This window comes from Streptomyces sp. NPDC040405 (assembly GCF_055595765.1).
The window spans coordinates 1-20,784 of the sequence record NZ_JBVIVI010000021.1; the positions used below are offsets into that span (position 1 = coordinate 1).

At 69.8% G+C, this 20,784-nt stretch carries 21 protein-coding genes; 6 read left to right on the top strand and 15 right to left on the bottom strand.

Features of this window, described 5'->3' with window-relative positions; translation table 11 throughout:
• The first annotated feature begins 1,273 nt into the window (after positions 1–1,273).
• Together ACZ59A_RS42285 and ACZ59A_RS42290 are read left to right on the top strand one after the other, a co-directional pair.
• Positions 1,274–2,038 carry a hypothetical protein gene (locus ACZ59A_RS42285; protein ID WP_470970492.1) on the top strand — a complete coding sequence of 255 codons (765 nt, stop codon included), beginning with the start codon at positions 1,274–1,276 and terminating at the stop codon, positions 2,036–2,038.
• Complete coding sequence (locus ACZ59A_RS42290; protein WP_470970494.1) at positions 2,035–2,508, top strand: helix-turn-helix domain-containing protein; 474 nt, start codon at positions 2,035–2,037, stop codon at positions 2,506–2,508. The genes ACZ59A_RS42285 and ACZ59A_RS42290 overlap by 4 nt, the downstream gene beginning before the upstream one ends.
• 121 nt (positions 2,509–2,629) lie before the next feature.
• On the opposite strand, the gene ACZ59A_RS42295 is transcribed toward ACZ59A_RS42290, so the two are convergent.
• The 3 genes from ACZ59A_RS42295 to ACZ59A_RS42305 all read right to left on the bottom strand — a co-directional run bounded on the left by ACZ59A_RS42295 (position 2,630) and on the right by ACZ59A_RS42305 (position 5,086).
• On the bottom strand, positions 2,630–3,217 hold the full coding sequence (locus ACZ59A_RS42295; protein ID WP_470970496.1) for a transcriptional regulator: 588 nt from the start codon (positions 3,215–3,217) through the stop codon (positions 2,630–2,632).
• Positions 3,217–4,785, bottom strand: a complete 1,569-nt coding sequence (locus tag ACZ59A_RS42300) for a helix-turn-helix transcriptional regulator (RefSeq protein ID WP_470970498.1) — start codon at positions 4,783–4,785, stop codon at positions 3,217–3,219. The genes ACZ59A_RS42295 and ACZ59A_RS42300 overlap by 1 nt, the downstream gene beginning before the upstream one ends.
• A gap of 142 nt (positions 4,786–4,927) precedes the next feature.
• Positions 4,928–5,086: a hypothetical protein gene (locus ACZ59A_RS42305; protein WP_470970501.1), complete on the bottom strand. Its 159-nt coding sequence runs from the start codon at positions 5,084–5,086 to the stop codon at positions 4,928–4,930.
• Between the two features lie 301 nt (positions 5,087–5,387).
• Between ACZ59A_RS42305 and ACZ59A_RS42310 the strand changes: the two genes are divergently transcribed.
• Positions 5,388–5,804, top strand: coding sequence for a hypothetical protein (locus ACZ59A_RS42310; RefSeq protein WP_470970503.1), 417 nt, complete (start codon positions 5,388–5,390; stop codon positions 5,802–5,804).
• Between the two features lie 19 nt (positions 5,805–5,823).
• Here the strand turns inward: ACZ59A_RS42310 and ACZ59A_RS42315 are convergent, their stop codons facing one another.
• From ACZ59A_RS42315 to ACZ59A_RS42345, 7 genes are all read right to left on the bottom strand, one after another.
• Positions 5,824–6,321 carry a hypothetical protein gene (locus ACZ59A_RS42315; protein ID WP_470970505.1) on the bottom strand — a complete coding sequence of 166 codons (498 nt, stop codon included), beginning with the start codon at positions 6,319–6,321 and terminating at the stop codon, positions 5,824–5,826.
• Positions 6,322–6,408: 87 nt separating this feature from the next.
• Positions 6,409–6,693: a hypothetical protein gene (locus ACZ59A_RS42320; protein ID WP_470970507.1), complete on the bottom strand. Its 285-nt coding sequence runs from the start codon at positions 6,691–6,693 to the stop codon at positions 6,409–6,411.
• A 36-nt stretch (positions 6,694–6,729) separates the two neighbouring features.
• Positions 6,730–7,038: a hypothetical protein gene (locus ACZ59A_RS42325; protein WP_470970509.1), complete on the bottom strand. Its 309-nt coding sequence runs from the start codon at positions 7,036–7,038 to the stop codon at positions 6,730–6,732.
• A gap of 66 nt (positions 7,039–7,104) precedes the next feature.
• Positions 7,105–8,445 carry a hypothetical protein gene (locus ACZ59A_RS42330; RefSeq protein ID WP_470970512.1) on the bottom strand — a complete coding sequence of 447 codons (1,341 nt, stop codon included), beginning with the start codon at positions 8,443–8,445 and terminating at the stop codon, positions 7,105–7,107.
• A gap of 409 nt (positions 8,446–8,854) precedes the next feature.
• Positions 8,855–9,076, bottom strand: coding sequence for a hypothetical protein (locus ACZ59A_RS42335; RefSeq protein ID WP_470970514.1), 222 nt, complete (start codon positions 9,074–9,076; stop codon positions 8,855–8,857).
• A 1,809-nt stretch (positions 9,077–10,885) separates the two neighbouring features.
• Positions 10,886–14,050 carry an ATP-binding protein gene (locus ACZ59A_RS42340; protein WP_470970516.1) on the bottom strand — a complete coding sequence of 1,055 codons (3,165 nt, stop codon included), beginning with the start codon at positions 14,048–14,050 and terminating at the stop codon, positions 10,886–10,888.
• 389 nt (positions 14,051–14,439) lie between these two features.
• The gene (locus ACZ59A_RS42345; protein WP_470970519.1) at positions 14,440–14,655 is read right to left on the bottom strand and encodes a hypothetical protein; all 216 of its coding nucleotides are present in this window, start codon (positions 14,653–14,655) and stop codon (positions 14,440–14,442) included.
• Between the two features lie 661 nt (positions 14,656–15,316).
• Between ACZ59A_RS42345 and ACZ59A_RS42350 the strand changes: the two genes are divergently transcribed.
• From ACZ59A_RS42350 to ACZ59A_RS42360, 3 genes are read left to right on the top strand one after another with little or no spacing between them, the layout of a single operon-like run.
• Positions 15,317–15,556 carry a hypothetical protein gene (locus tag ACZ59A_RS42350; RefSeq protein WP_470970521.1) on the top strand — a complete coding sequence of 80 codons (240 nt, stop codon included), beginning with the start codon at positions 15,317–15,319 and terminating at the stop codon, positions 15,554–15,556.
• A gap of 55 nt (positions 15,557–15,611) precedes the next feature.
• Positions 15,612–15,803 carry a hypothetical protein gene (locus ACZ59A_RS42355; RefSeq protein WP_470970523.1) on the top strand — a complete coding sequence of 64 codons (192 nt, stop codon included), beginning with the start codon at positions 15,612–15,614 and terminating at the stop codon, positions 15,801–15,803.
• Positions 15,800–16,015 carry a hypothetical protein gene (locus ACZ59A_RS42360; RefSeq protein WP_470970526.1) on the top strand — a complete coding sequence of 72 codons (216 nt, stop codon included), beginning with the start codon at positions 15,800–15,802 and terminating at the stop codon, positions 16,013–16,015. Before ACZ59A_RS42355 ends, ACZ59A_RS42360 begins: the two co-directional genes overlap by 4 nt.
• A gap of 251 nt (positions 16,016–16,266) precedes the next feature.
• On the opposite strand, the gene ACZ59A_RS42365 is transcribed toward ACZ59A_RS42360, so the two are convergent.
• From ACZ59A_RS42365 to ACZ59A_RS42385, 5 genes are all read right to left on the bottom strand, one after another.
• Positions 16,267–17,358, bottom strand: coding sequence for a phosphoenolpyruvate carboxykinase (ATP) (locus ACZ59A_RS42365; RefSeq protein WP_470970528.1), 1,092 nt, complete (start codon positions 17,356–17,358; stop codon positions 16,267–16,269).
• Positions 17,359–17,428: 70 nt separating this feature from the next.
• A complete protein-coding gene (locus tag ACZ59A_RS42370; RefSeq protein WP_470970531.1) occupies positions 17,429–18,331 on the bottom strand; it encodes a lactate/malate family dehydrogenase in 903 nt (300 codons plus the stop codon).
• Positions 18,328–19,554, bottom strand: coding sequence for a phosphotransferase (locus ACZ59A_RS42375; RefSeq protein WP_470970533.1), 1,227 nt, complete (start codon positions 19,552–19,554; stop codon positions 18,328–18,330). The genes ACZ59A_RS42370 and ACZ59A_RS42375 overlap by 4 nt, the downstream gene beginning before the upstream one ends.
• A gap of 172 nt (positions 19,555–19,726) precedes the next feature.
• Positions 19,727–20,128 (bottom strand): DUF6415 family natural product biosynthesis protein, encoded by a 402-nt coding sequence (locus ACZ59A_RS42380; RefSeq protein WP_470970535.1) that lies wholly within the window; start codon positions 20,126–20,128, stop codon positions 19,727–19,729.
• Positions 20,125–20,619, bottom strand: a complete 495-nt coding sequence (locus tag ACZ59A_RS42385; protein WP_470970538.1) for a hypothetical protein — start codon at positions 20,617–20,619, stop codon at positions 20,125–20,127. Before ACZ59A_RS42385 ends, ACZ59A_RS42380 begins: the two co-directional genes overlap by 4 nt.
• Positions 20,620–20,784 lie beyond the last annotated feature (165 nt).

Consider the following 20,784-nt stretch of genomic DNA (forward strand, 5'->3'; position numbering starts at 1 on the left):
GCGCGCGTCCTCCTCCGGAGGAACGACGCACGGCCCTACGGGCCGTAAAGACGATAACCCCCTCCGGGGGTTAAACAATTCCTCCGGAATTGTTTATGAATTCCTCCGGAATTCATCGCGTGCCGCTCTGATTGATGCGCGGCCAGTCAAGCGTGTGCGGGACTGATTTGGCGGAGTGCCGCGTCGGTGGCTCATGTTCACGTGACGTCAACTCGGTTTACTGGAGTGAAGGTTTAAGATGGGCGGGCTGTAGGAAGGGTGGCGGTGGGTCGGCAGTCATCCCGGGTGCAGCAGCCCTTGGGTGATGGAGCGTGAGCTCTTGGCAGGGCCGTGAGTCACCTCTTCGACCAGTCCCCTGGTGACGCCCCTGGCGTCGTTCACGGGTGACCATACGCCTTGCACCCCTTTCGTGTCCAGTCCTGTCGAACCTGCTGCATCACTCCGTGATGCTGGGTAGTGTCTGTGAAAACTGGCCACTCTCTCTCAGGCCAACCGATCCAGAGACACTACTTTAAAGAAAGGGGCATAACGTGAATCCCGAGACGTTCACCGCACGTACACTAATCCGCCGGTCCATTCAACGGAAAGCCACGGGAATGGACCGTGCAAAGGTAGCTGAAGAGACCGCGAATGCGCGAGGGTGGGAGCGCCAGGCGGGGCGTGGAATTGATGAGCCAGGCCGGTTGGAGACCTTACGTCGGGCTGAGTGGAAGCACACCGAATGGCGCCGCATCGGCTACGTGATGACCGAGCAGCAGCTGGATACCTACGACCCGCAGGCGGACCCGAAAGCGGCCCAGTGGGAGCAAGCTCGCGTTAGACGAGTGGCCGCGTCGAAGGACGGCGCGGGGGCTGGCCGGACGGGAGAGCCGTAGCAACTTGGGCCGGGAGCCGGACGGTTGTGAGTGGCCGGGCGTCAGCTGCGCGCAGATGAAGGTTGAGGGGCTGGTGCGCGGTTGGGGTGGACCTCAACCACCTAATACTTGGGGAGCGTCAAGAACCTGCTGGTCAGAGGCGTATGGGTTCGGCGATCTGTCCCCCTACGAGGTACACATCGCAGGCGATGTGTACCTGCTGAGCAGTCACATCGCCGATGAAATGTCGGCGAGGCTGACGTTCTCAGCGCAAAAACGTCAGCTAGACCGACATTTGGAGGCTGAGTGTCGACGGCCGCCGTGGCGTCCCGTGGAGCGGGCTGTTGGTGCTCGCCGGGTGGTGTTGTGTCCCCCCAGGAGGGACACAACACGCCGGAACGTCAGCGAGGCCGACATAAATGTCGGCGTGGCTGACATACTTCTGCCAGTTCAAGATCAGCGAAGTGGAGAGGAGCCTCGTGCCATCCGAGCCACAGCGCCGTCGGCCGGTACCGAAGCGCGAGTCGCGCCCGGAGTTGCCCCTCGATGACGAGATCCAGGCGTGGTCCAAGCCCGTTCGGCCAGCTGAGGACCTGGATTCGGTCGCTCGCCGCTACCCGCGCCGGAAGCTCTCGCTCAGCAATGAGCGCAAGCCGATGGAGTTCTACGACACCGCGGAGCGGCCCAAGGCGTTCTCCATGGACTCGCTGGAGTTCTTCTTCCTGATCGCGCAGTACTTCCGCGAGGCGCTGCCGCTGCGGCTTATCCTCCTGATGATCGCTTGCCAGAAGGCCGGCGGTCAGATCCGGCTGACCCAGGAGGAGATGTCGACAGTCTTGGACGTACACCGAGGGAAGCTCAACGAGGCGCTGGGGGAAGTCATGTCCCACGGCATCGTCTTCAAGGTGCGACGGGGGGTCTACCAGTTCAACCCGCCCTACTCGTACCGTGTAGCGGAGTTCATCCCGGGCACGGAGACCGTCGAGGCCGAGTACCGGCAGGTCGATCAGGACAAGACGATCGAGAAGATCCGCAAGGATGAGAGCCTGCCGCAGCTGGTGCGGTTCCCATCGCTGGAGCATATGCGTGAGGCGATCGAGGAACTGCGGGAGAAGCGGGCGAAGGAACGCGCTGTACGCCGGTTGGCCCGCGCGCGGCGCCAGGAGGAAGGAACAGCCCAGTGAGCACCTTGAAGTGGTCGGCGACCAACGCTGACAGCCTTCTCGCGGACCTGGACCTGCCGCCCGCCTCCTACCGCGCACTGCTGAAGCTCCGTGGACGCAGCGAGCCGGGCGGGCGCATCGCGATGGACCAGGCCACCCTGGGCAAGCTCCTCAAGCTGAGCCGCCCCAGCGTGAACGCCGCGCTGCGAGAGCTGGAGCTGGCCAAGCTCGTCAAGAAGGTCCGCAACGGCGTCTACCAGATCAACCCGATGCTGGCCGGCTACAACTCCCCCGAGGACGCCGAGGCCGCCGTCAGGGCGATGCCCAAGGACGAGCGCCTGGACAGCAAGGGCTACGTGGCGAGCTACCACAAGGCCGTCGCCGCCTACCAGGACCAGCTGGCCGAGCAGCGCCAGAAGCGGGCCGCGCTCGCCGCCGCCAAGAAGGCCGCCGCGGCCAAGCGCCGCGGTTCACTGCACGCGGTCGGCTGACCCGGTCCCCAAGCGCGTTCGCTGGGTCATGCAAATACTGCGCACCATCGGGCGTTACAGTCACAGCGATGGGCCCGGAGTCAATTCCAGTGACTCCGGGCCCGTCATGTTCGTACGGCTTTCAGGCAGCCCAGCCAACTGAGGAGACGTGGGTGTAGGAGTCCCAGTCGGTACCGAGGCTGGTGGTGATGATCTCGTCCCAGATGTCTTCCAGCTCCTGGTCGTCGCCGTCCATCCAGGCATCGACCGCGCGGTCCCATACGTTGCGCACGCTGATGTTGCGGGTCTCCAGATCGCGCTGGTGCTTGCGTTCGACGGCGGTCTGGTCGACGGGGTCGATCTCGATGCGGGTTCCGCGGCCGCGGTTGTTGAGCCGGCGCTTGAGGTCGGCGGCCACGTTGCGGCGGCGCAGGTCCCAGTACGCGGCGTCCAGGCGGGCCAGGTTGGCCTTGCTCGGGCTCTGCTCCTCGGCCAGCCAGGCGATGAGCGTGCGGGGCCGAACGTGGACCCCTGCCCGATCCAGGGCCTCGTATCCGGCATCGCTGGCGGTGAGGTAGCGCAAGCGGGCGGCCAGGCCGCGCTCGGAGTCGACGGGGGACTCGATGCCGGTGACCATCCGCTCGATGCCCTCGGCCAGCGCCTCCCCTCCACGGTGACCTCGGGCGCGGAAGGTGCCCAGGTGCGTCCAGCGGCCTCCTGAGCCGGCCATCAGCGGGCCGCCTTGCCGACGGTGTACTCACCGGACGCCTTGGCGTCGCTGTGTTTGATCTTCATCTGGGCGACGCCCCGTCCCTCGGGGAACACCTGGCGCCAGTCGCCGGTGACGTGCAGCTCGTCGGTGCCCATCATCGCGATGACCTCCAGACCCGCCTGGTGCGCCTTGTACGCCTTGCCCCAGAGGTTGGCGTACGCCTGACTGTGGATGATGTGCATCCAATCCGGGCGGATGATGTCGCGGTTATGAATCGACTCACCCATCGTGGAAATGAACTTCGAATACATCGCCTTGATGTATTCCGAGGTGACCGTATCGTCCTCGGAAATAGCGGTCTCCCGCGCGGCGGTAAGAGTCTTCCGCAGCGCGTCCAGGAAATTCTCTGTCGCACCGGACGTCCACGACTCGTGAACAACCGGCGCGTCCAGAAGCCCGTACTTCGGCCCGGAAAGGCGCAGCAGGAGGCGCAGGGTGGCGTCGGTGACCCACACGGGGCCGGGCTGGTCACGGTCGCCGAGCGGGTCGGGCAGGTGCGGGTGACTGCACGGCGAGGGGGTGATCAGGTGGACTCCGGAGCGCTTGGGGTCCACACCGTCCGTGCCGGTGGAGTGCTCCAGCTTCCCGATCGGCAACCACGTCTTGAGGGCGGAGAGGTAGGCGGCGTTGACGTCCAGGGCGGTGACCGCGATGTCCCCGCGGCTTTTGAGGGAGTAGTCGGGGTGGTGGAAGTTGGGGCGGGCCTCCCAGATCTGGTCCGGCTCCTTCTTCGAGGGCTTCTTGAGGATGTCGGGCAGGGCCGGGTAGGCGGTGTAGGCGTAGCGGGCGGTGGCCCGGGTCTCGGCGAACAGGTGCATGACGTCGGGGATGGCGCGCTTGATCAGGGCCTGCATCGCGGCGTCCGTGTCGCCTTCGGCGCGCTCCAGCTCCTCGTGCACGGCCTGGCCGATGAGGCCGGCAGTCTCCGCCTGAGCGCGGGCCGCGGACTTCGCCCGGCGCTGCGGCCGCGAGGGCACCGGTGCCGGAACCGGTGAAGGCTCAGTGGCCGGAGCGGGTGACGGTGCGCTGGCCGGAGCCGACGAGGGCGTAGCGGCGGCTTGGGGGGCCACGGTGGCGGGGGGCTGGCACATGGCGCCGGGGTGCAGGGAACGGCCGTCCGTGGCCTTGTAGGGCGTCGTGGCGCCGCAGCGGAGGCAGGGGGCGGGCTCGCCCTGCAGGGCCAGCCCGTCGGGGCGCCACGCAGTCTCAGGGACGGTGAGCTCGGCGGCCGGGGCGCTGTTCGTGCCGGTGGTCTCCGCGGGTGCCTGGGCCGGGGCGGGGTGGATCTGGGCCAGACCCTCCAGCAGCCGGAGGTACTTGAAGCGCCCCGGCGGCTGTGGATCGGTGGTGCCGTCCTCCCAGTTGGCGACCGTCTGCCGCCCGACCCCCACCGCCTCGGCGACCTGGGCGCGGGAGAGACCGGCGGCCTGCCGCAGCCGCAGACGCTCGGCTGGCTCCGGCATCCGTGCCGTCAGCCGCGCTTCCTGCAACAACGCTTCCACGCTGTCCATTTGGTCATCACTCATACCTCAACACTACACTCTACTAGGCATAGAATGGCAATCACCTAGGCGACAATTAGGCGTTTATTTGCGTGAGGCTGTGTGCTGGGCCAGCGTCGATCAGCATCTGGGCGCAGTTCGGCCCGGTGAGTTGCGGCAGGGCGGGTCAGAAGACGGTGCCGCGCAGGGCGCGGCGGTCACCGGTGAGGGCGAAGCGGCGGGCGGCCAGCCCGTGGTCGAGAAGTTCACCGATCTCCTCGCACAGCGGGGCCAGGCGGGCGGCGGCCTGGTCCTCGGAGAGGTAGCCGGGGGCGACTTCGAGCATCAGCTCGCCGATCCGGTACGAAGCGGCGGCGAGCTGGTCTACGACGCGGCGAAGCTCGACGGTGTGGGGATCGGATCGGTAGGCGGCACCGGTTGTCCGATGGGTGGCTGTGGTGCGGGTGTGCGGCGGGTGTCCTGGACAGCCTGCTGGACGATGGCGCGGACGGTGTCGGGCCTCAGGTGGGCGCGGCCAGTGCCGTGAGCGGCGGCCGCCAGGCGGCGGGTGATGAGGTCAACCACGACGTCCAGACGGGCGGCCGCGTCCCTGACGGTCAGGGACGTGCCCTGGACGGGCCCTGGACGTGGACAGCACTGCGGTGGCCCGGTTGTACGGGGCGGCCCGGGACGGCTGCGATATCTGCCGCGAGGACCTGCTGGAGCAACTGGGCCGGGACCCGGGCCACGTGGCCGCGCTGGCTCTGTGGGCCTGCACGCGCGTGATGGACACCTTCAACGGCTTGCCCATGGAGATGCTCGATCGCGGCGATCCGGCCTTTCGGCAGCTGGCACGGGCCTACTCGAACAGCACCTTCCGGCACGGCTTCGAGACGCGCGAGCTGACTGACCTGCACGAGGTCTGCCTGGGCTTAGACCCGCACGCCCTCCAGCTCGCCGCAGAACGAGCTTTGCAGTTCCTACCCTCGGACTCAGCCGATCCGGTCTTGCTCGGCTCCCTGGCCGGCGCCTACACGCCCGGCGACGAGGACGATGCCCCCTGACGGTGGCCAGGGCGCGCTGTTACGCGTTGTCGCCGGCCAGGTTCAGCGGGATTCGCATCCACGTGGCCAGTCCCCGCGCCACCACCAGTTCGATGTGCGCGACATCGGGAATCGGACCAGTGATCATCGCGACATCTCCGGCGGCTGCAACGGCGGCGCGCCACTCAGACGACGTCGGCATGGTGCCGTCGTAGAAAACCGTGCCCTCGGGATGCCGGATCAGCAGGTGGTCACCGCGCAACGTCAATGTCGCATGCCAGCCCTGCGCCCGCTGTGGAGCGCGCATCGCGGGATCCAGTGGCTGCCCGCCAGCCGCGCGTACGGCCTTCTCTACGACATCGCCCACCAACAAGTTGTTTTGCCCACCGACCACCTGCAATGTGTCCGGCTGGATCATGATGATGACCGGATCAGGCCCAAAGTTCGCAGACTGCGCGTCCATCCGTACTGCCGGTAGGGAGACGGCCGCCGTACTCGCCCCATCCGAACCCGGCGGGTGCCCCTCGTTCTCCAGCATCACGACCTCTTCTCGGTAGCGGCGAGACATGTAGCAGCGCCACCGGCCGAGATTCTGACCGGGGTCGCTGCTGTCGGGGTGTGCAGGTCAGGCTTCGACGTATGCCACCACGATCACCGTACGCAGCGCGGTGACGTAGTAGATGAGGCGGACGTCGTCCACATCGTCGGCGTAGTCGCGCAGCTCGGGATGGGAGCCGGGGATGGGGGCGCCGAGGTCGGGTTCTATGGACAGGACGGCGAGGGCGCGGTCGAGCCCGGGATGCGTCTGGTCGCCGACGGCGGCGGCCTCCTCGCTCCAGCCGCCCGACGCGACCTCGCCCACCAGCTGCTCACCGCGCTCGCCCTGCGCGCCACCACCCTGACCACCCACACCGCCGAACTCCACCAGGCGACCCGCCCGCACGGGTCAGCCGGCGGCCTCTGGATCGATGCCCTGGGCGCGGGCCAGGGCGGTCAGTAGACGCTTGACGTCGCCCAGTTCCTGCCGCACCACGCCGATGTCCTGTTCCATCGTGCCGAGCCGCTGAGCGATCGAGCGGTCCCCGGGCGTGCCGATGGCGTCGGCGAGGGAGTCGATGTTGCCGAACGCGGTGCGCTGCTGCTCACCGATCGTCGCCAGCTGCTCGCTGTGCTCCGCAAGCGTCCGCCCAGTGCGGAACGCCTCCGCCTCCAGGTCCCGCAGCCGCTCGTCGTACGTCGCCGTCTCGTTCGCCATGCCCACCATTCTCTCAGGCGCTGTGCCTTGGATCAGCCGCTTCCGCAAGCATGGGCCCACCAGTGCTCACGCCCTTCGACGTGCGCGCTTCAGCCACCGCCGCAGCGCGCCCCGCCGCCCGTCTTCACCCGAGCCGGGCGGCGGGAAGGGCGGCAGCAGTGGCCCCTGCCAGGGCTGCCCCGGGGCAGTGTCTGCGGGAACGACTGGCGGCTGCTCGGGCCTGGGCGGAACGCCTGCCGCTGGCTGACCGGCGGGGGCCGGATCCGCGTCGGGCACGGCAGCGGGGGCATCCGTGGTGGCCGCCTGGTTCATGCCAGCCGCTGGGGCATCCTGCGTTGGCCGCAGCTCTGTAGACGGGTGCGGCTCGGGCGAGGTGGGTTCTGCTGCGTTCATCTCGGCGGGCGGCTGGTTGCTCGGTATCGGTGCTGGCGGTCGCGGCGCAGCTGGTGGTGTGGCGGGTGGTGCGGACTGGTGGACCGTGCGCCGTCGACGGGCCTCGGCCTGGGCGTGGCCGCGCTGCGCGGCCGTGACCGGGGGTGGGCAGCGCGGTGGGGTGGTCTGGTCCTCGTCGGTGGTCCAGTAGGCGAGTTGCCAGTGCTCGCCCGCCCACATGCGCAGCTGGGGTAGGTACCCACCGTCGAAGACCTCCCATCCGGCGCCCACGGCCAGGACGTGGGTCCCTGGGGCGAGGGGTTCGATCAGGGTGGGGTGCTCGGAGCGGACTGCCACATGGAAGGCGCCATCGGCCGCGGGCACGTTCAGCGCGAGAGCGATATAGGGGCGGCCCTGGCGGTCGCGGTTGACGCGCTGAACAGTGCCGAGGACAGCGATGGGATAGGTGAACACCTCACCTCGGCGGCACTGCTGGAACAACTCGGTATACGACTCCGCAGTGGGCCCGTAGCAGAACCGGCCCCACGGGATCAGGCCGCCGCCGTGGGGCCGGACCTTGAAGCGCTTGACCAAGTCCTTCTCGAAGTCGTGCGCCATCAGGAGCTGAGCGATCTTGACCGCGCTGTTCACCGCTGGCGGCAGAAGGGGCCGCACCGTCGTGACGGAGTGCCGGACGACGTCCTGCGCGATCACATCCTCATCAGGCACGGTGGTCGGGACGTGGCTGATGTTCTCCGGCAGATTCAGACGGAGGATGCCCTTTTCATCGACCTCGGCCAGGCCGTGGGAGCCGTGCGCGATGTGGTGGCTCACCAAGGTGGGGTTGAGCGGGCAGTCAACGTCGTGCTCCGTCTTCCCCTTGAGCCGGTACTGCGCTTGAACGGGAGCGCCTTTGTTGGTGTGCGCGCGGACCGCGACGACCGTTGCGGTGCACTTCCAGCAGATCAGCTCGCCGCTGAACTGACGAGGCGGCCCAATGTGATGCCGAAAGACGTGGCGTCCGGTGCTCTCCACCCGTGCCCGGTGCATGCCCGTACTCCCCTCGGCGTCGAACCCCAGCGCGGCCGCGCCCTGCTCCGGCTCAAGCCGAGAGCAGCTGTGCGCTCAGGGCAATCTCCCCCGTAGTTTGCCGCCTTGGGGTGCGATGGTCGACCGGGCCACACCACCAGCCCAGACCGCCGTCTGCGGGCTCAGGCGCCGTACGCGGCCGCGACAGCTGGTACCACCAGCCGACTCGCCCTCTGCCGCTTCCCGGACGCCTGCGGTCATCGCTTGGGCCGTTGCCGTGTCCATCGATTCCAGCGCGCGGGCATCGGCGTCGTTCTGGTCCTCGCCGTGCTCCTTCACCTTTCCATCGTGCAGCGCGTGGCGCCCCTGGGGCAGCCCCCGGCAAGGGCTCCGCATCCAGGCGGCACGGCGTCGGTCACGCGTCCGATTCGTCGCCCTCTTGTGAGGTCGGGGCCCCGCTCTCGGCTGCGGCTTCTCGCGCGCGTCGCTTCTTGTTGATCCAGTCGTGCATCGCCTCGATGAGGGCCTCGGACGGCGAGCGCTCCTCGGCTGCGGCAAGAGCCTCGAACTCGTCCCGCAGCGGCTTGGGTGGGCGGAACCCCATCACCCGCGTCTTCCCCGTGGCCGGTCGTCCCATCACCCCTCCAGCGTTTCTGTTTAACAGAATCTAGCAGCAACCTGCCCCGATGACTTGACAAGGGGTGAGGCGTCAGTGATTTTTGTTAAACAGAAACCTGCGCCTAGCAGGGGTTACTTCTGAGAAGAGTGCGGCTGCGTGTGCCCTCTCTTCGGCCTAGCCCGGGGCGGCCGTCATCCGCCAAGAGTCCGACCGCCCCGGTGCTCCACATCCCCACGAATGAGTGAGAGGGAGCGTCTCCATGATCGGTCATGGCAAGGGACACAGCACAACCCTGTTCGCCATCTTCAGCGGCGCGGGTATTTCCTGCGCTGCGCCGGCGTCACTGCCGCTCGGCGAGGGATTCCATCGCGATCTGCTGCGTGGCTGCCTGGACGCCACGGACCGGTTCGCACCGGGTCTGCTCGGCGAACCTGACCGTGCGGCCCTGTCATCGCGGCGCTGGGATGTGCTCGCGCGGCTGGCCTCGTCCGCGGACGAGGCCGACCTGCCGGCGGTGACCTCGGTGCTGGCAAGTCTGCGGGTCGTGGTGCCCACCGAGGCGCACATGCTCGCGGCCGTTCACCTTGCTGCCGGCGGGCTGCACGTGACGGTGAATCTGGATGACGGGATCGAGCGAGCCTATGACCTGCTGTCCGGCCGTGCCGAACTGCCCGACGCGGCACCGGCATCTCTGACGCAGGCGCTGGCAGCCTGGCGGGGCAAGTTCCCGCGCAGCCAGACACCGCTGCGCGTCGCGCACAGCGCGGCCGCGGTGGGCCGGGCTCGCGGTGGCCTGGTCAAGCTCCGTGGTTCGATCGATGCTCCGCAGTTGCTGATCGGTGCCCGGGCGACCGTCGACACGGCGGAATCGGTCCACCTGGGCCGGGCCCGCACCTCCGTGCTGGACACGCTCACCAACGACCGCCTTGTGGTGGTCACCGGGTTCTCCGGGGCCGATCTGGACTGCACGCAGGAACTCCTTCCACGGCTGCGCCGCGGTGCTTTTTGCTGGGTCGCCCCCCGCGTCAGTCACCACCTCGCGGCGCAGCTGCGGCAGATCGACCCCGACCAGCCCCAGCACGGGCGCGCAGCCGAGCATGTGCGGGCGGCGCTGGCCGCACACGGCCACCGCCTGCCCCCATGGCCCCAGGCTTCCTGGCCGGAGGCCGGATACGCCGAACAGATCGCGGTATGGAACCGGGCGCTGCCCGGCGCGGTGGCGATGCAGGCATGCGGCTGGATGCTGGCCGACGCAGGCCACCAGAACCGGGCCGCGGAGGTACTCGGCCATCTGATCGCCCGCAGCCCCAGCGGCCGGGCAGAAGTCCGGCTTGCCGACGTGCTGTCCACGCGGAACGCGGCGGGCGACCGGCTACGGGCAGATGCCCTGTACGCCTCGGCGGCCGGCCGGGGCGGCGCGCCCCGGGCGGTGCGGATGTGCGCCCTGGCCCGCAGCGCGCGGGACCGCCCCCTGCCCGGCCGTATCGCGGCCCTGGGTGTGCTGGCTGCATGGGAACCCGTGCGCGCGGTCGAGCTGGCGGCCGATCTCGTGACCGCCGCTGCGGCCGGGCAGAGGGCACCCGGCCGCGTGCTGCGCTGGGCGGCCGGGTGCACCGCGATGGCGGTACGCCGGACCCTGGCCCGCATACGGCGCCGGACCGTGAGCGTGGGCCGGCGGCACGCGGCACTGTACGTGCACCTGGCGACGCTTGAGGCCCTGACCACTGGAGTGCGGGCCGCGACCATCACCGGGCTGGACTGGGCGATGGACGTCTACACGCATCTGGGCGACGCCGAGGGCTATCGCCGCGCGCACGCCGCCCGCGCCTACGCCGCCGCAGCGCCGCGCAGCGACTCCAGCCCCACGCCGAGTTCGGCCACCAGGGCTGGCTCCGGCAGCAGCACCGCTTGGCTCCACGGCAGTTCCTGGAGTACCTCGGCCGATGTATGCGCAGCACCGAGCAGCCCGCCGGCCAGCGCCGCCACGGTGTCGGTGTCGCCGCCCAGCTCAACCGCCTGACACAGCCCGTCGCGCAGGGACGTGGCGCCGGTGACACAGCTCAAGGCCGCAGCCACGGTCTCGGCGGGGTCCAGGCTCACCCCCTCACCAGCAGGGCGGAAGTTTCCGGCGCGCACCGCCTGCAGCAGTGCAGCCAGGCGGTGCGCGCCCGCCCCGATCAGCTCGCCCGCCCGGGCCTGTTCCTCCATCGCCACCGCGAGCAGTACGTCGGGGGAGGCGTCTTCGACCGACCAGGCGGCGCAGGCTGCCATGACGCAGGAGGCCACCAGCGCGTCGGGATCGGGGTGGGTGGCCCGGGTCCATTCCACCGCCCGGCGCCGCATCCGCTCCACATCGCCCGGCGCCGTGGCCCAGCCCAGCGGCAGGGCCCTCATCGGCCCGCCGTTGGTGGTCCCTCCGCTGTCGGGGACCGTACCGGTGGCGCGGAAATGCTCGATCGCCGCCGTGGTGGAGGGGCCGATCCCCTGGATCGGCGGATGCTCGGCCAGCGCACGCAGGAAGGTGGCCGCAGTACCGCCGCCGGCGGTATCGATCAGGTGGCGGGCCACCAGCAGCGTGAGCGCGGTGTCATCGGAGGTCGCGCCGCGCGGCCAGTCCTGGCGGGCGGGCAGCGCCTCGAACTCCGCCCGCGCGGGTACCGGCCCCGGCTCGTTCTCGACCGGCAGCCCCAGTGCGTCACCGCAGGCGTAAGCGGTCAGCGCCCCGGAGATGCGCTCAGCGACCCGGTAGCCAACCGGCGGGTTCAGATCCCGCAGGAGCCCGAAGCCGTGAGCGAGGATCGACGCGCGCGCGGCAGCACCGTGCTCGGCCGCTTCCCGCTCACGCCGGGTGGCGGCCGAAGCGGCCGCCAGCGTCAGCTGTGCGTGCGCGACGTCGTATCCGGTGCGGGACGCGGAGAACGTCTCCAGTGCCGACGCCGCCAGCTGGTAGGCGCTCTCCCCATCACCGTCACGCAACGCCAGGTCCGCCCGCGAGTGGGCGATTTTGGCGCGCTCCAGCGGCTCACCGAGATCAGCGGCCAGTTGCTCGGCCTGCTCGAACAGGGCGAGCCCGCCCTCACGGTCCCCCTGGGCGATCCTGGTACGGCCCACCGCGTGCAAACTGTGGAGCGCACCGCGGGCATCGGCGGTCTCGCGCCGCATCCTGAGTGCCTCACCGTGCAGGCGCTCCGCCTCCGCCCACTGCCCGCGCGCCTCGGCCACGTTGCCGAGGTTACCCAGCAGCACCGTCTGGATCCCGGTGTCGCGCTCCGCCTCGGGCATGCCATTGACCAGATCCTGTGCAGCGGAGAACCGGGCGTATCCCTCATCGACGTCACCGCCGAAGAACGCCACCGCACCGAGCATGCCCAGGCAGCGGGCCCGGCCCGTCACCAACCCGGCGGCCTCAGCCGCCGCCAGCGCCTGCCCGATCAACTCACCGGCCGCACGGAAATCACCGAGGTACAACTCAATGTCCGCCAGACGCTGCAGCGCCGCGACCCGGTCGGCACCCGGCATGTCCAACACGGACCGCGCCTGTGCACGGGCCGCGGTGAAATCGCCGCGGACGAATTCCAACTGCGAACGCAGCAACCCCACTCGCGGGTCGTCCTCCGGCAACTGCGCGACCAGCTCGGCGGCCTGATCCCAGTTCCCCAAGGTGATCATGGTGTTGCCCAGCAGCGGGCCGATCTCTTCTAGTGACATATGCGGCCTGACCCTCTGATAGAGGACGAGAGCGGAGTGGTACATGCCCGCCTGCTCGGCGCGGCCGGCGGCCGACAGCGCCGTTCGCACCATATCCGCCGTCCGTCCGCCCCGTTCGAAATGCGTTGCCGCTGACGCGTATGCCCCGGCGTTCTCGCACCAATGCGCCGCCCGCCGGTGCAGCATCAGCCGCCGGTTCACGCCGATCTTGTCGTAGACCGCGCGCCGCATCAGCGAATGCACGAACGCGATCTCACCCTGCGAGCCCTCAGTGATCAGCCGCAGCCCCACTGCGGTATCGAGCGTCTCGACCGCCGCGGCCTCGTCCACGTCCATCACATGGGCCACTGCTTCCAGGTCCTGCGTGGTCTCGGCGACCACCGCCGCGGCCTGCAGAAACTGCAGGGTCCGAGGGTCAGCCCGCGATAAACGGGCCCGCAGCACCGCATCCAGCCGCGCGGGAATCTGGGCCGCTTCCGGCCCGGCCGGATCAGGGCCGGCAGGTGAGGCCAACAGCGCGAGGGTCTCTTTCAGGAAGAACGGGTTGCCACCCGTCAGCGACAACAGCCGGTCGACGAGCTGATCGTCCGGGCTGACGCCCATCCGCGCGGCCTGACGCACGTACTCGCCGATGTGCGCGCGCTCCAGCGGCACCACGGTCAGCACCGCGTAGCCGTCGGCGGTCCACGACGTCAGCAGGTCCGCCAGCGCCGGCGCCGCATGCAGCTGCTCCTCCTGAATGGTCAGCAGCGCCAGGACCCGCCGGCCGCGGATCTTACGGAGCAGGTAGTTGATGAAGTACAGGGTGTCCTGGTCGGCCTGGTGCAGGTCCTCGACCACGAACAGCAAGCCGTTCTCATCGGCCAGGCCGATGAGGATGCTCGCCAGCTCCTCGTAAACGCCGTCCAGCGACGCCTGCTGTTCGCCACGCCTCCGTACCAGCGCATCGCCGAGGCTGGCCAGGAACGGGCCGATAAACGGCAGCGAGTCCAGCAGCCGCGGCGAGGCGCCCACCAGCGTGCTGCGTATCGACTCGTTGTCACGCCCCAGGTGCCCGGCCAGCGCTTCCTTGACGGGCAGCAGCGGCTCAGCACCGACCCCGAGGCACTGCGCGGAGATCACCCGCACCCCCAGGCCGGACGCGACAGCAGCCGCAGCGCCCGACAGGCGGGACTTCCCCACCCCCGACTCACCCAGCAGCAGCACCGCATGGCCCGGGTCACCACCGGCAACCCGGGTCAGATGATCGCGGATCAGGTCCTGCTCAAGCACGCGATCGACCATCGGCTCAACGTCAGCCCCGGCCGCCGTACTCACACGAGGATCATCCCCGCGCCTCCCCCGCCGCACCATCCACAACCTCCCGTGAAGCACACTCAAACAGACCGGCACAAGCACCGTGTTCCCGATCCAACAGGGAAAGGGTCTTCTCCAGCAACAGGGCCACCGACCGGCGCCTTTGACTTCACAGGACGCGGCGCCGGGCGCCGCTGTTCGCGGGGGAGACGCAGCAGCAGTGGTACGCCCAATCCTGGTACGCATGGCGGCGAGGAGCAGGTCACGAACCGCATTTCGTCGGGAGCCCGACGCGGGGCCAGCGTCACGAACCGCAAAGGCCACCCGGATGACTCCGGGCAGCCTTCGTCTTCGCCACCGCGTTCCACGTTGCCGAGTCAGCGCCGGGTGACAGCGAATCCGAGCCCAGCCATCAGAGCCGCCGCAGCCGTCCAGCCGACGCTCAAGGGCCCGATCAGCGCCGGGTGCTGGTAGGTGACATACACCAGGCCCGCCACGATAAGCGCGATCACCGCCAGGGCGAGCAGCAGGAGATACACCCGCACGTCCCGGTTCTGGTCGTTGCGGCGCGGGCTGTTCGGATCGGTAGTCATCGGTCCTCTTCAGGTTTCGGGCATGCGGGAGCCGCACGCGTGGTCGGAAAGGGGGCTCTGTCACGTGCATCGACGGACGGAGTCAGACAGCAGCGCTGACTGCAAGCAGCACTGTGGGGCAGGCGACGGTTAGCGGCGCAACCTCGCCGGCACCAAGAACGGTGTCACCGAGGGACGCCGGACGAACAGGCTCTGACCTGTGAACTTCGTGATTCTGAGACCTGGGCCGTGAACTTCGTGAACGGAACCGTTGGTTCCCTTCATTGATCCGGGCGGCCCGCCGGTGCACATCGCCACGCGGGACCGAGAAGCCCCTGCCACGTACGGGATTGGCTCGCCGTCGGGATTCTCGGGTCGGTGGTCATGGATCCTCAGTCGGGTCTCAGGGGATGCCGGAGCCGCACGCCGGCGGCGTGCTGGCCATGCGGGAGGCAGAGCCGAGCAGCGGCACCCGCCATAGAGGAGGCGGTGTTTACCGGCGCAACCCCGGCGGCGCACCCATCACTGTGCCACCCGCAAGGCGACTCAAGGGGACCTGACCTGCGAGCATCCCCCTTCTGTGGCAAGGGTTTCGCATACCCGTCCGACACCAGTCCAACGGCCCAGCCCCGTGCTGGGCGGGAGCCACGACCGCGTGGCCACTGCTTCTAAAATCAGCTGCATGTCTGATCTTGTAACCGATGAACTGATTGACCTGCAGAGATCCGCTGATGCGGAGCACCGAGGGCTACCCGGGCTGGACGGCGAGAAGCACCGGGCCCAGTGGGAGCGGTGGCGCACGGCGGCCGAGCGAGTGCAGGCGGCGGTGACAGAGCACGCCACCGCGGGCGGGCTGAACCGCTACGAGGTGGAACGGGATGTGAAGCGATCCTCGCGCCACCCGGAGGAGTCAGCGGGCTAGGCGGTTCCCCTGGTACAGGCCGCCGAGCCATCGTCCCGCCCGTACGATGATCGCCGTGACCATTGTTCGCCGGGCCCTGAGGGCCGGGCCCCGGGCGCCGTCGCCGGTGTCCGCTACAACCTCCCCGCACCGCAAGGGCGCCGTCGAGGCCGACCTGGACGCCGAGCTGCCAGCGATCCAGCTTCCGGACCTGGACGACCTACGCAACCGCGGCGTACTCGGAGCACCGGGGAGGAGCCAGCAGTGAGCAGCACTCGCCGCCCCCTGGGAACCGGTCCCCGAGCCGACGAGCCGGAGCTGTCGCCAGGCGACAGCCGCGAGCGCGCCCGCACGGCTGCGGAGCGGGCTACCGCCGAACCGTCCAACCCGTCCGACGAGGACCAGCAGCCGACACGGTCGCCGGGGCGCCGCCGACTGGGCGCCGGGCCAGAGCCGGGCCCGCCACCCCTCCAGTTGTGAACCCCCAGAAGTCGACGCCGCGGCTCGCCGACGAGCGAGCGTCTGCCCGGCGCGGGCCGCCTCCGCCGCCAATCCGGATGAGGTGGATCTGGAGGGGACGCTGATCGAATGGCGCGGGGGCGGGCCGTGTGGTGACGCACGAGCGCCCGTCGACAACCAAGGTCGACGGGCGCAAGGCGGTCCGCTGGGTCATGACTCCAGCTCGGCGGCCGATCGGGCGACGCCCCAGACGGGATCTCAGCCGGTCAGGGTCACAGGCTGTCGGCGAGTTTGGCCAGGAAGTCGGCATTCGCGGCAGTGTCGTGTCCCAGGACGATTTGATGGTGCGGGAGGGTGGCGAGATGGTCGGCGACGGTGGCGCGGGCCAGGTCGTTGCCGCCGCCGTTGATCCCGTGGGCGAGGGCGAAGTGGTCCGGGTAGCGGTCTTCGGTGGCACCGCTCATGAAGTCGTCTTCGTTCAGCGTCCGGTCGCCATCGATCAGGGACGGGGCAGCGGCGGGGTCGATGCGGGGGAACAGCAGTGCGGCAGCGTGGCCGCCGGTCGCCAGTTCCATGCCGAACCAGGTGGCGAACTGGTCGGGGAACACCTGGACCTTCTTCTCCCTCTTCCCTCCGGGCTCCCACAGCGGCTCGCGTCGGCCGGCCAGCAGCGCGTCGGTGACGTCCTGGTGCTGGGTTGGGTGGAGCTGCTCTCCGGCGTTGAGCCGGTCACGGACGATGTCGTACAGCCCGAGGGCGTCGAGGAGGCCGAGGCCGATGGCCGCCGCCGACGGCCACGGCAGGACACGCAGCTCGTTGCCGATGAGTTTGACGAACACCCGGTCGTTGGCCAGCAGCTGGGAGTCGCGAGTGGCCAGCAGTAGCGCCGTGGTGGTCTTGCCGGAGCCCTTGGAGCCGAAGGCCAGCAGCGCCTTGCCGTCGCGGACGACAGCGGAGGCGTGCAAGAGCGTCCACCCGTCGCGCAGCAGGGTGGCGCGGATCATCTCCCGCGCGATCCGTGCGGCGGCCAGCGCCACCGGCTCACGGGCGCAGCCGGAGATGGTCAGGCGGCCGGCCATCGACTCGGAGCGGTAGGCCAGCCCTTCGTCGGGCGAGACGGCAGTGATGATGGTGCCTGTGCTGTCGCGGGTGAGGAGCAGTTTGGCCTTGGCGTAGGTGACCTCCTCGCGGGGGCGGTCGGCCACCAGCGCGGCTAGGTCGGCGTATGCCAGCTCGTCGATGTCGGCGGTGAGCAGGGGGCCGGTGCTGAGGTTTTGGGTGGGGACCTCGAATGCGTTCCACCAGGGGCCGAAGTAGCGGCGGGACCAGTCGGTGACGAAGCCGGTGTTGCTCAATACGGTCACGCTCGCATTCAGGGCGTGGATCCGGGTTGCGGTGTGGGTATTCACGTCTCTCCAGGTTGAGTGGTGTGGATCAGGACAGCGGAACCGCCAGCGAGCTGTAGGCGGTCCGGAGTTTGTTGGCGGCCGTGGCCAGTTGCCGGTCTTCGTCCCAGTTCAGGTCAGGCAGGCACGCTATGGGCTCGCCTGCGGTGAATCGCAACGGAATTCCCATCCAGTCGCCGCGGTGTTCGCAGGTCAGTTCCTCGGTGCCGTCGACCAGGCCGAGGGCTTTGCGCAGGGTGGACAGCACGGCTCCGGCGGGTCCGGAGCGGGTGCGGCCGAGGCTCGCGCTGATCCGGCCGGGGCGGGTGCGCAGTTCCGCGCGTACCTCCGCAAGGGGGACTGTGGCAGGCGTGCCGTTGACGGTGGTCGATGAGGCGCACACCACGGCGCCGTCGCCGTGTTCGCCGATGACGTGGCCGTGCACGGCGGCCGGGGGCACGTGGAGCAGGTGGGCCAGGGTGAGCCGGTAGCGGGCGGAGTCGAGGTTCGAGCCGATCCCGTACACGCGCGGGCAGCCGGAGGTCTCGGCGACCAGCCGGGTCATCAGGTCGACCGGGTTGGTGACCACGAGCACGGTCCCCTGGTAGCCGCGCAGCGCCGTGGCCAGAGAGCGGATGACGGGAGTATTGGCCGCCGCGCCGCCCATCCGTACGTCGGCGGCATGGGTGTTGGTGAACGCGGCCCGCACGGCGACGACGACGGCGTGGCAGCCGGTCAGGTCCGCCACACGGCGGGCTTCGGGGTGCACGGGCGATCCGGTGGTCTGGCGCATGTCATCGAGGTCAGCGGCCAGCGCCGCCGCCTGCTCGATGGTGCGGGAGACGACGAGCAGGCGATGGCAGATGCCGGAGGCCACCAGCGTGGCCGCGACGCTCTGGCCGACGGCTCCGGCACCGACGATCCCGACCGAGCCCACCGGTCCCGGGATCACGCGGCGACCGCCTGAGCCCGGCCGAGCGCGCTCTCCCACACGGCGCGCGCATCGACGCCGGCCGCCAGCTCCGAGCTGAGCTGATCGGCCATCCGGCACAGGTCGACGGCCCGGCCGACGAGCGCGTTGCCCCGGTCGGGAAGCGGCAGCGCGCCGGGCGCGGACAGGTACGTGGTGAGGATGTTGACGCTGTCCATCAGCCACAGCACCAGCAGCTCCCGCAGCCACGAGCGGCGGACCCGGGCGGGCAGGACGTCCGTGCGCGCCGCGGCGAAGGCGCTGACCCCGTGCATGGCCTGCTGGCCCGTCTCGGCGCCGGGCCGGGCAGCGGCCAGCAGCAGCACGGTTCGGCTGATCAGCTTCGCGGCATCCACAGCAGGAGGGGCGAGCAGCAGGCCGGGGTCGATGAACACCGGCTGACCGGATGTTCCTTCAGGGAACACCACGTGCTCCGGCTTGAGATCCCCGTACGCCAGCACCCTCCGGCTCCCCTGCTGGGGCAGCCCCGTGGCCTGGAGCCGGTGCAGCCGGACCACGACGTCGCGCAGCAGCCCGACGACCAGGGCGCGGTCGTCGGGCGCGCACCGTTCGGCCCCGAGCCGTTCCACATAGGTCGGGCCGCTCAGGCCGTTGAACTTGCGCCGGAAGGTCCCCCGGATGCTGCGCTCCCCGATGACCCGGGCCGGGCCGAGCAGCCGGGCCGCGGACGGGTGGTGAAGCCGCCGCAGTTCGCCGAACGTGCCGCCGAGGAGTTCGGCCGCATCGTGCGGACGCTGCAGGAGCAGGTCGGCCAGGGTCGGGCCGGTCACCGACTCGGTGAACAGCACCCCTCGCGCCAGTCCGGCCACCGGACAGACCCGGAGAGAGCCTTGCTGGGCCAGGAGCCACAGCTGCGCCGCCTCCCGATCCATCAGCGCGTCCGTGCGCTGCACGTACGCCTGCTGCGCGGCCCGGACATCCGGCCACGGACCGCAGGCGCCCCGCAGCAGCGAGACCAGCGACACCGGGAAGGCGTACTTGGCGTACAAGGTGCGCCCGTCCACGCGGATCCGGCGCACGTAGCCGGTGACGCTCGGGACGTGGTCGCCGAGGTCGACGTCGGCGCGCGGCCACAGGGCGGCAGCAGCGGCAGCGATCTCGCTGGCGGCGAAGGCGAACACCTCGCCGGCATCCGGGACGGGGGGAACGGGGTCGGGCGATGTGCTCACGGCTGTGGTGCTCACGTACGCCTCCAACGGCAGTGGATGGGAACCCCGCCCGGGGCACCGGGCTGAGGTCGGCGCATGGTGGCTGAGCAGGAGTCCCCGGCAAGCCGGTTGAGGAGCGGGCCCACCTGCCGGGGACTCCTGTGCGCCCGAGCCACGGGGGAGGCATCGGGCGTCTCGGGGGAGATGGTCAGGAAGGTGGAAGGCGCTGGAGCCGGTCGAGACGCTCGTACAGGATGCGAACGAGCCGGGCGCGGTTCTGCGCGGACGCGAGGGTGGCGCGGGGCTCCACCGACAGGCGCCGGCGGGCTTCGCCGAGCACGGTTTCGGTGAGCGGGTGCAGCGGGCTGAGGCGCGGCAGCTGGGCACACAGCGCCCGTACTTCTTCTGCGACGAGGCGTGCGTGCCCGGCCAGCAGCCGGGCGATCTGCTCGCAGTCGCCCGGCGGGAGCGTGTCCCCGGTCGTGGGCAGTGCGATCACGGCTGTGGCCAGCAGCATGACCGGTTCCCGGTCGAGGGGGAAGTCCCGGGTGAGCGAGCCGTCGGGGTCGCACAGCACCGTGCCGGAGGTCTGCACCGGGGTGTCGCTCACGACGCCATCGCCTCTCCGTACGAGGGCGCCAGGTCCTGCAGGCCCGCGGCCAGCCCGTCAGGGTCGACGAGCACCGGGGTGTCGAGGTCGCGCGGTGTGCCGACCCAGTCCGCCGCCACGCTGCTGTCCTGCGCGGTGCGCGGCATGAGCAGCTGGTGGCCCCGGCCGAGGACCCGCACACCCGGGATACCGGCGAACACCTCGCCGCTGTTCGTCGGCACCATCACGTACAGCACGCCGCGCAAGTGGTCCGCGACGACCAGGTAGCCGCGCCGGGTGCTGACGCGCATCGCGGCGAGCGCGTCCAGGCCCAGCTGCAGGGGCTTCACGGACACCGCTTGCCAGTCCTCGCCGCATGCCACGAACTCGGTGTGATTGCGGCCCCGGACCCAGTGCGCTCGCTTGCTGTCGGTCTCGGCAGCCAGCTCATCCCACGTCGGGGCGGGCTGGCTGGTTCCCTTGGCCGCTCCGTTAGCGGAGGACTTCTCCATGGCCACCTCCCTGATTGGTCGTCACGTCACCGACTACGCAAGCAGCAGAGGCCGAGTCGGAGCGACGCCAGCCTGATGCAAGAACGATGCAATTCGGTCCAGGACGGGTGAACCCTGGCCAAGACCGGGCATGGGACGCATGGGGGCGGTACGGTCTGCGCACCC

Coding starts and splice junctions, on each gene's coding strand:
- ACZ59A_RS42285 (WP_470970492.1), top strand. CDS start 1,274: ATGTCGGCGTGGCTGACATACTTCTGCCAGTTCAAGATCAGCGAAGTG.
- ACZ59A_RS42295 (WP_470970496.1), bottom strand. CDS start 3,217: ATGGCCGGCTCAGGAGGCCGCTGGACGCACCTGGGCACCTTCCGCGCC.
- ACZ59A_RS42300 (WP_470970498.1), bottom strand. CDS start 4,785: ATGAGTGATGACCAAATGGACAGCGTGGAAGCGTTGTTGCAGGAAGCG.
- ACZ59A_RS42305 (WP_470970501.1), bottom strand. CDS start 5,086: ATGCTCGAAGTCGCCCCCGGCTACCTCTCCGAGGACCAGGCCGCCGCC.
- ACZ59A_RS42315 (WP_470970505.1), bottom strand. CDS start 6,321: ATGCTGGAGAACGAGGGGCACCCGCCGGGTTCGGATGGGGCGAGTACG.
- ACZ59A_RS42325 (WP_470970509.1), bottom strand. CDS start 7,038: ATGGCGAACGAGACGGCGACGTACGACGAGCGGCTGCGGGACCTGGAG.
- ACZ59A_RS42335 (WP_470970514.1), bottom strand. CDS start 9,076: ATGGGACGACCGGCCACGGGGAAGACGCGGGTGATGGGGTTCCGCCCA.
- ACZ59A_RS42340 (WP_470970516.1), bottom strand. CDS start 14,050: ATGGTCGATCGCGTGCTTGAGCAGGACCTGATCCGCGATCATCTGACC.
- ACZ59A_RS42345 (WP_470970519.1), bottom strand. CDS start 14,655: ATGACTACCGATCCGAACAGCCCGCGCCGCAACGACCAGAACCGGGAC.
- ACZ59A_RS42350 (WP_470970521.1), top strand. CDS start 15,317: ATGTCTGATCTTGTAACCGATGAACTGATTGACCTGCAGAGATCCGCT.
- ACZ59A_RS42385 (WP_470970538.1), bottom strand. CDS start 20,619: ATGGAGAAGTCCTCCGCTAACGGAGCGGCCAAGGGAACCAGCCAGCCC.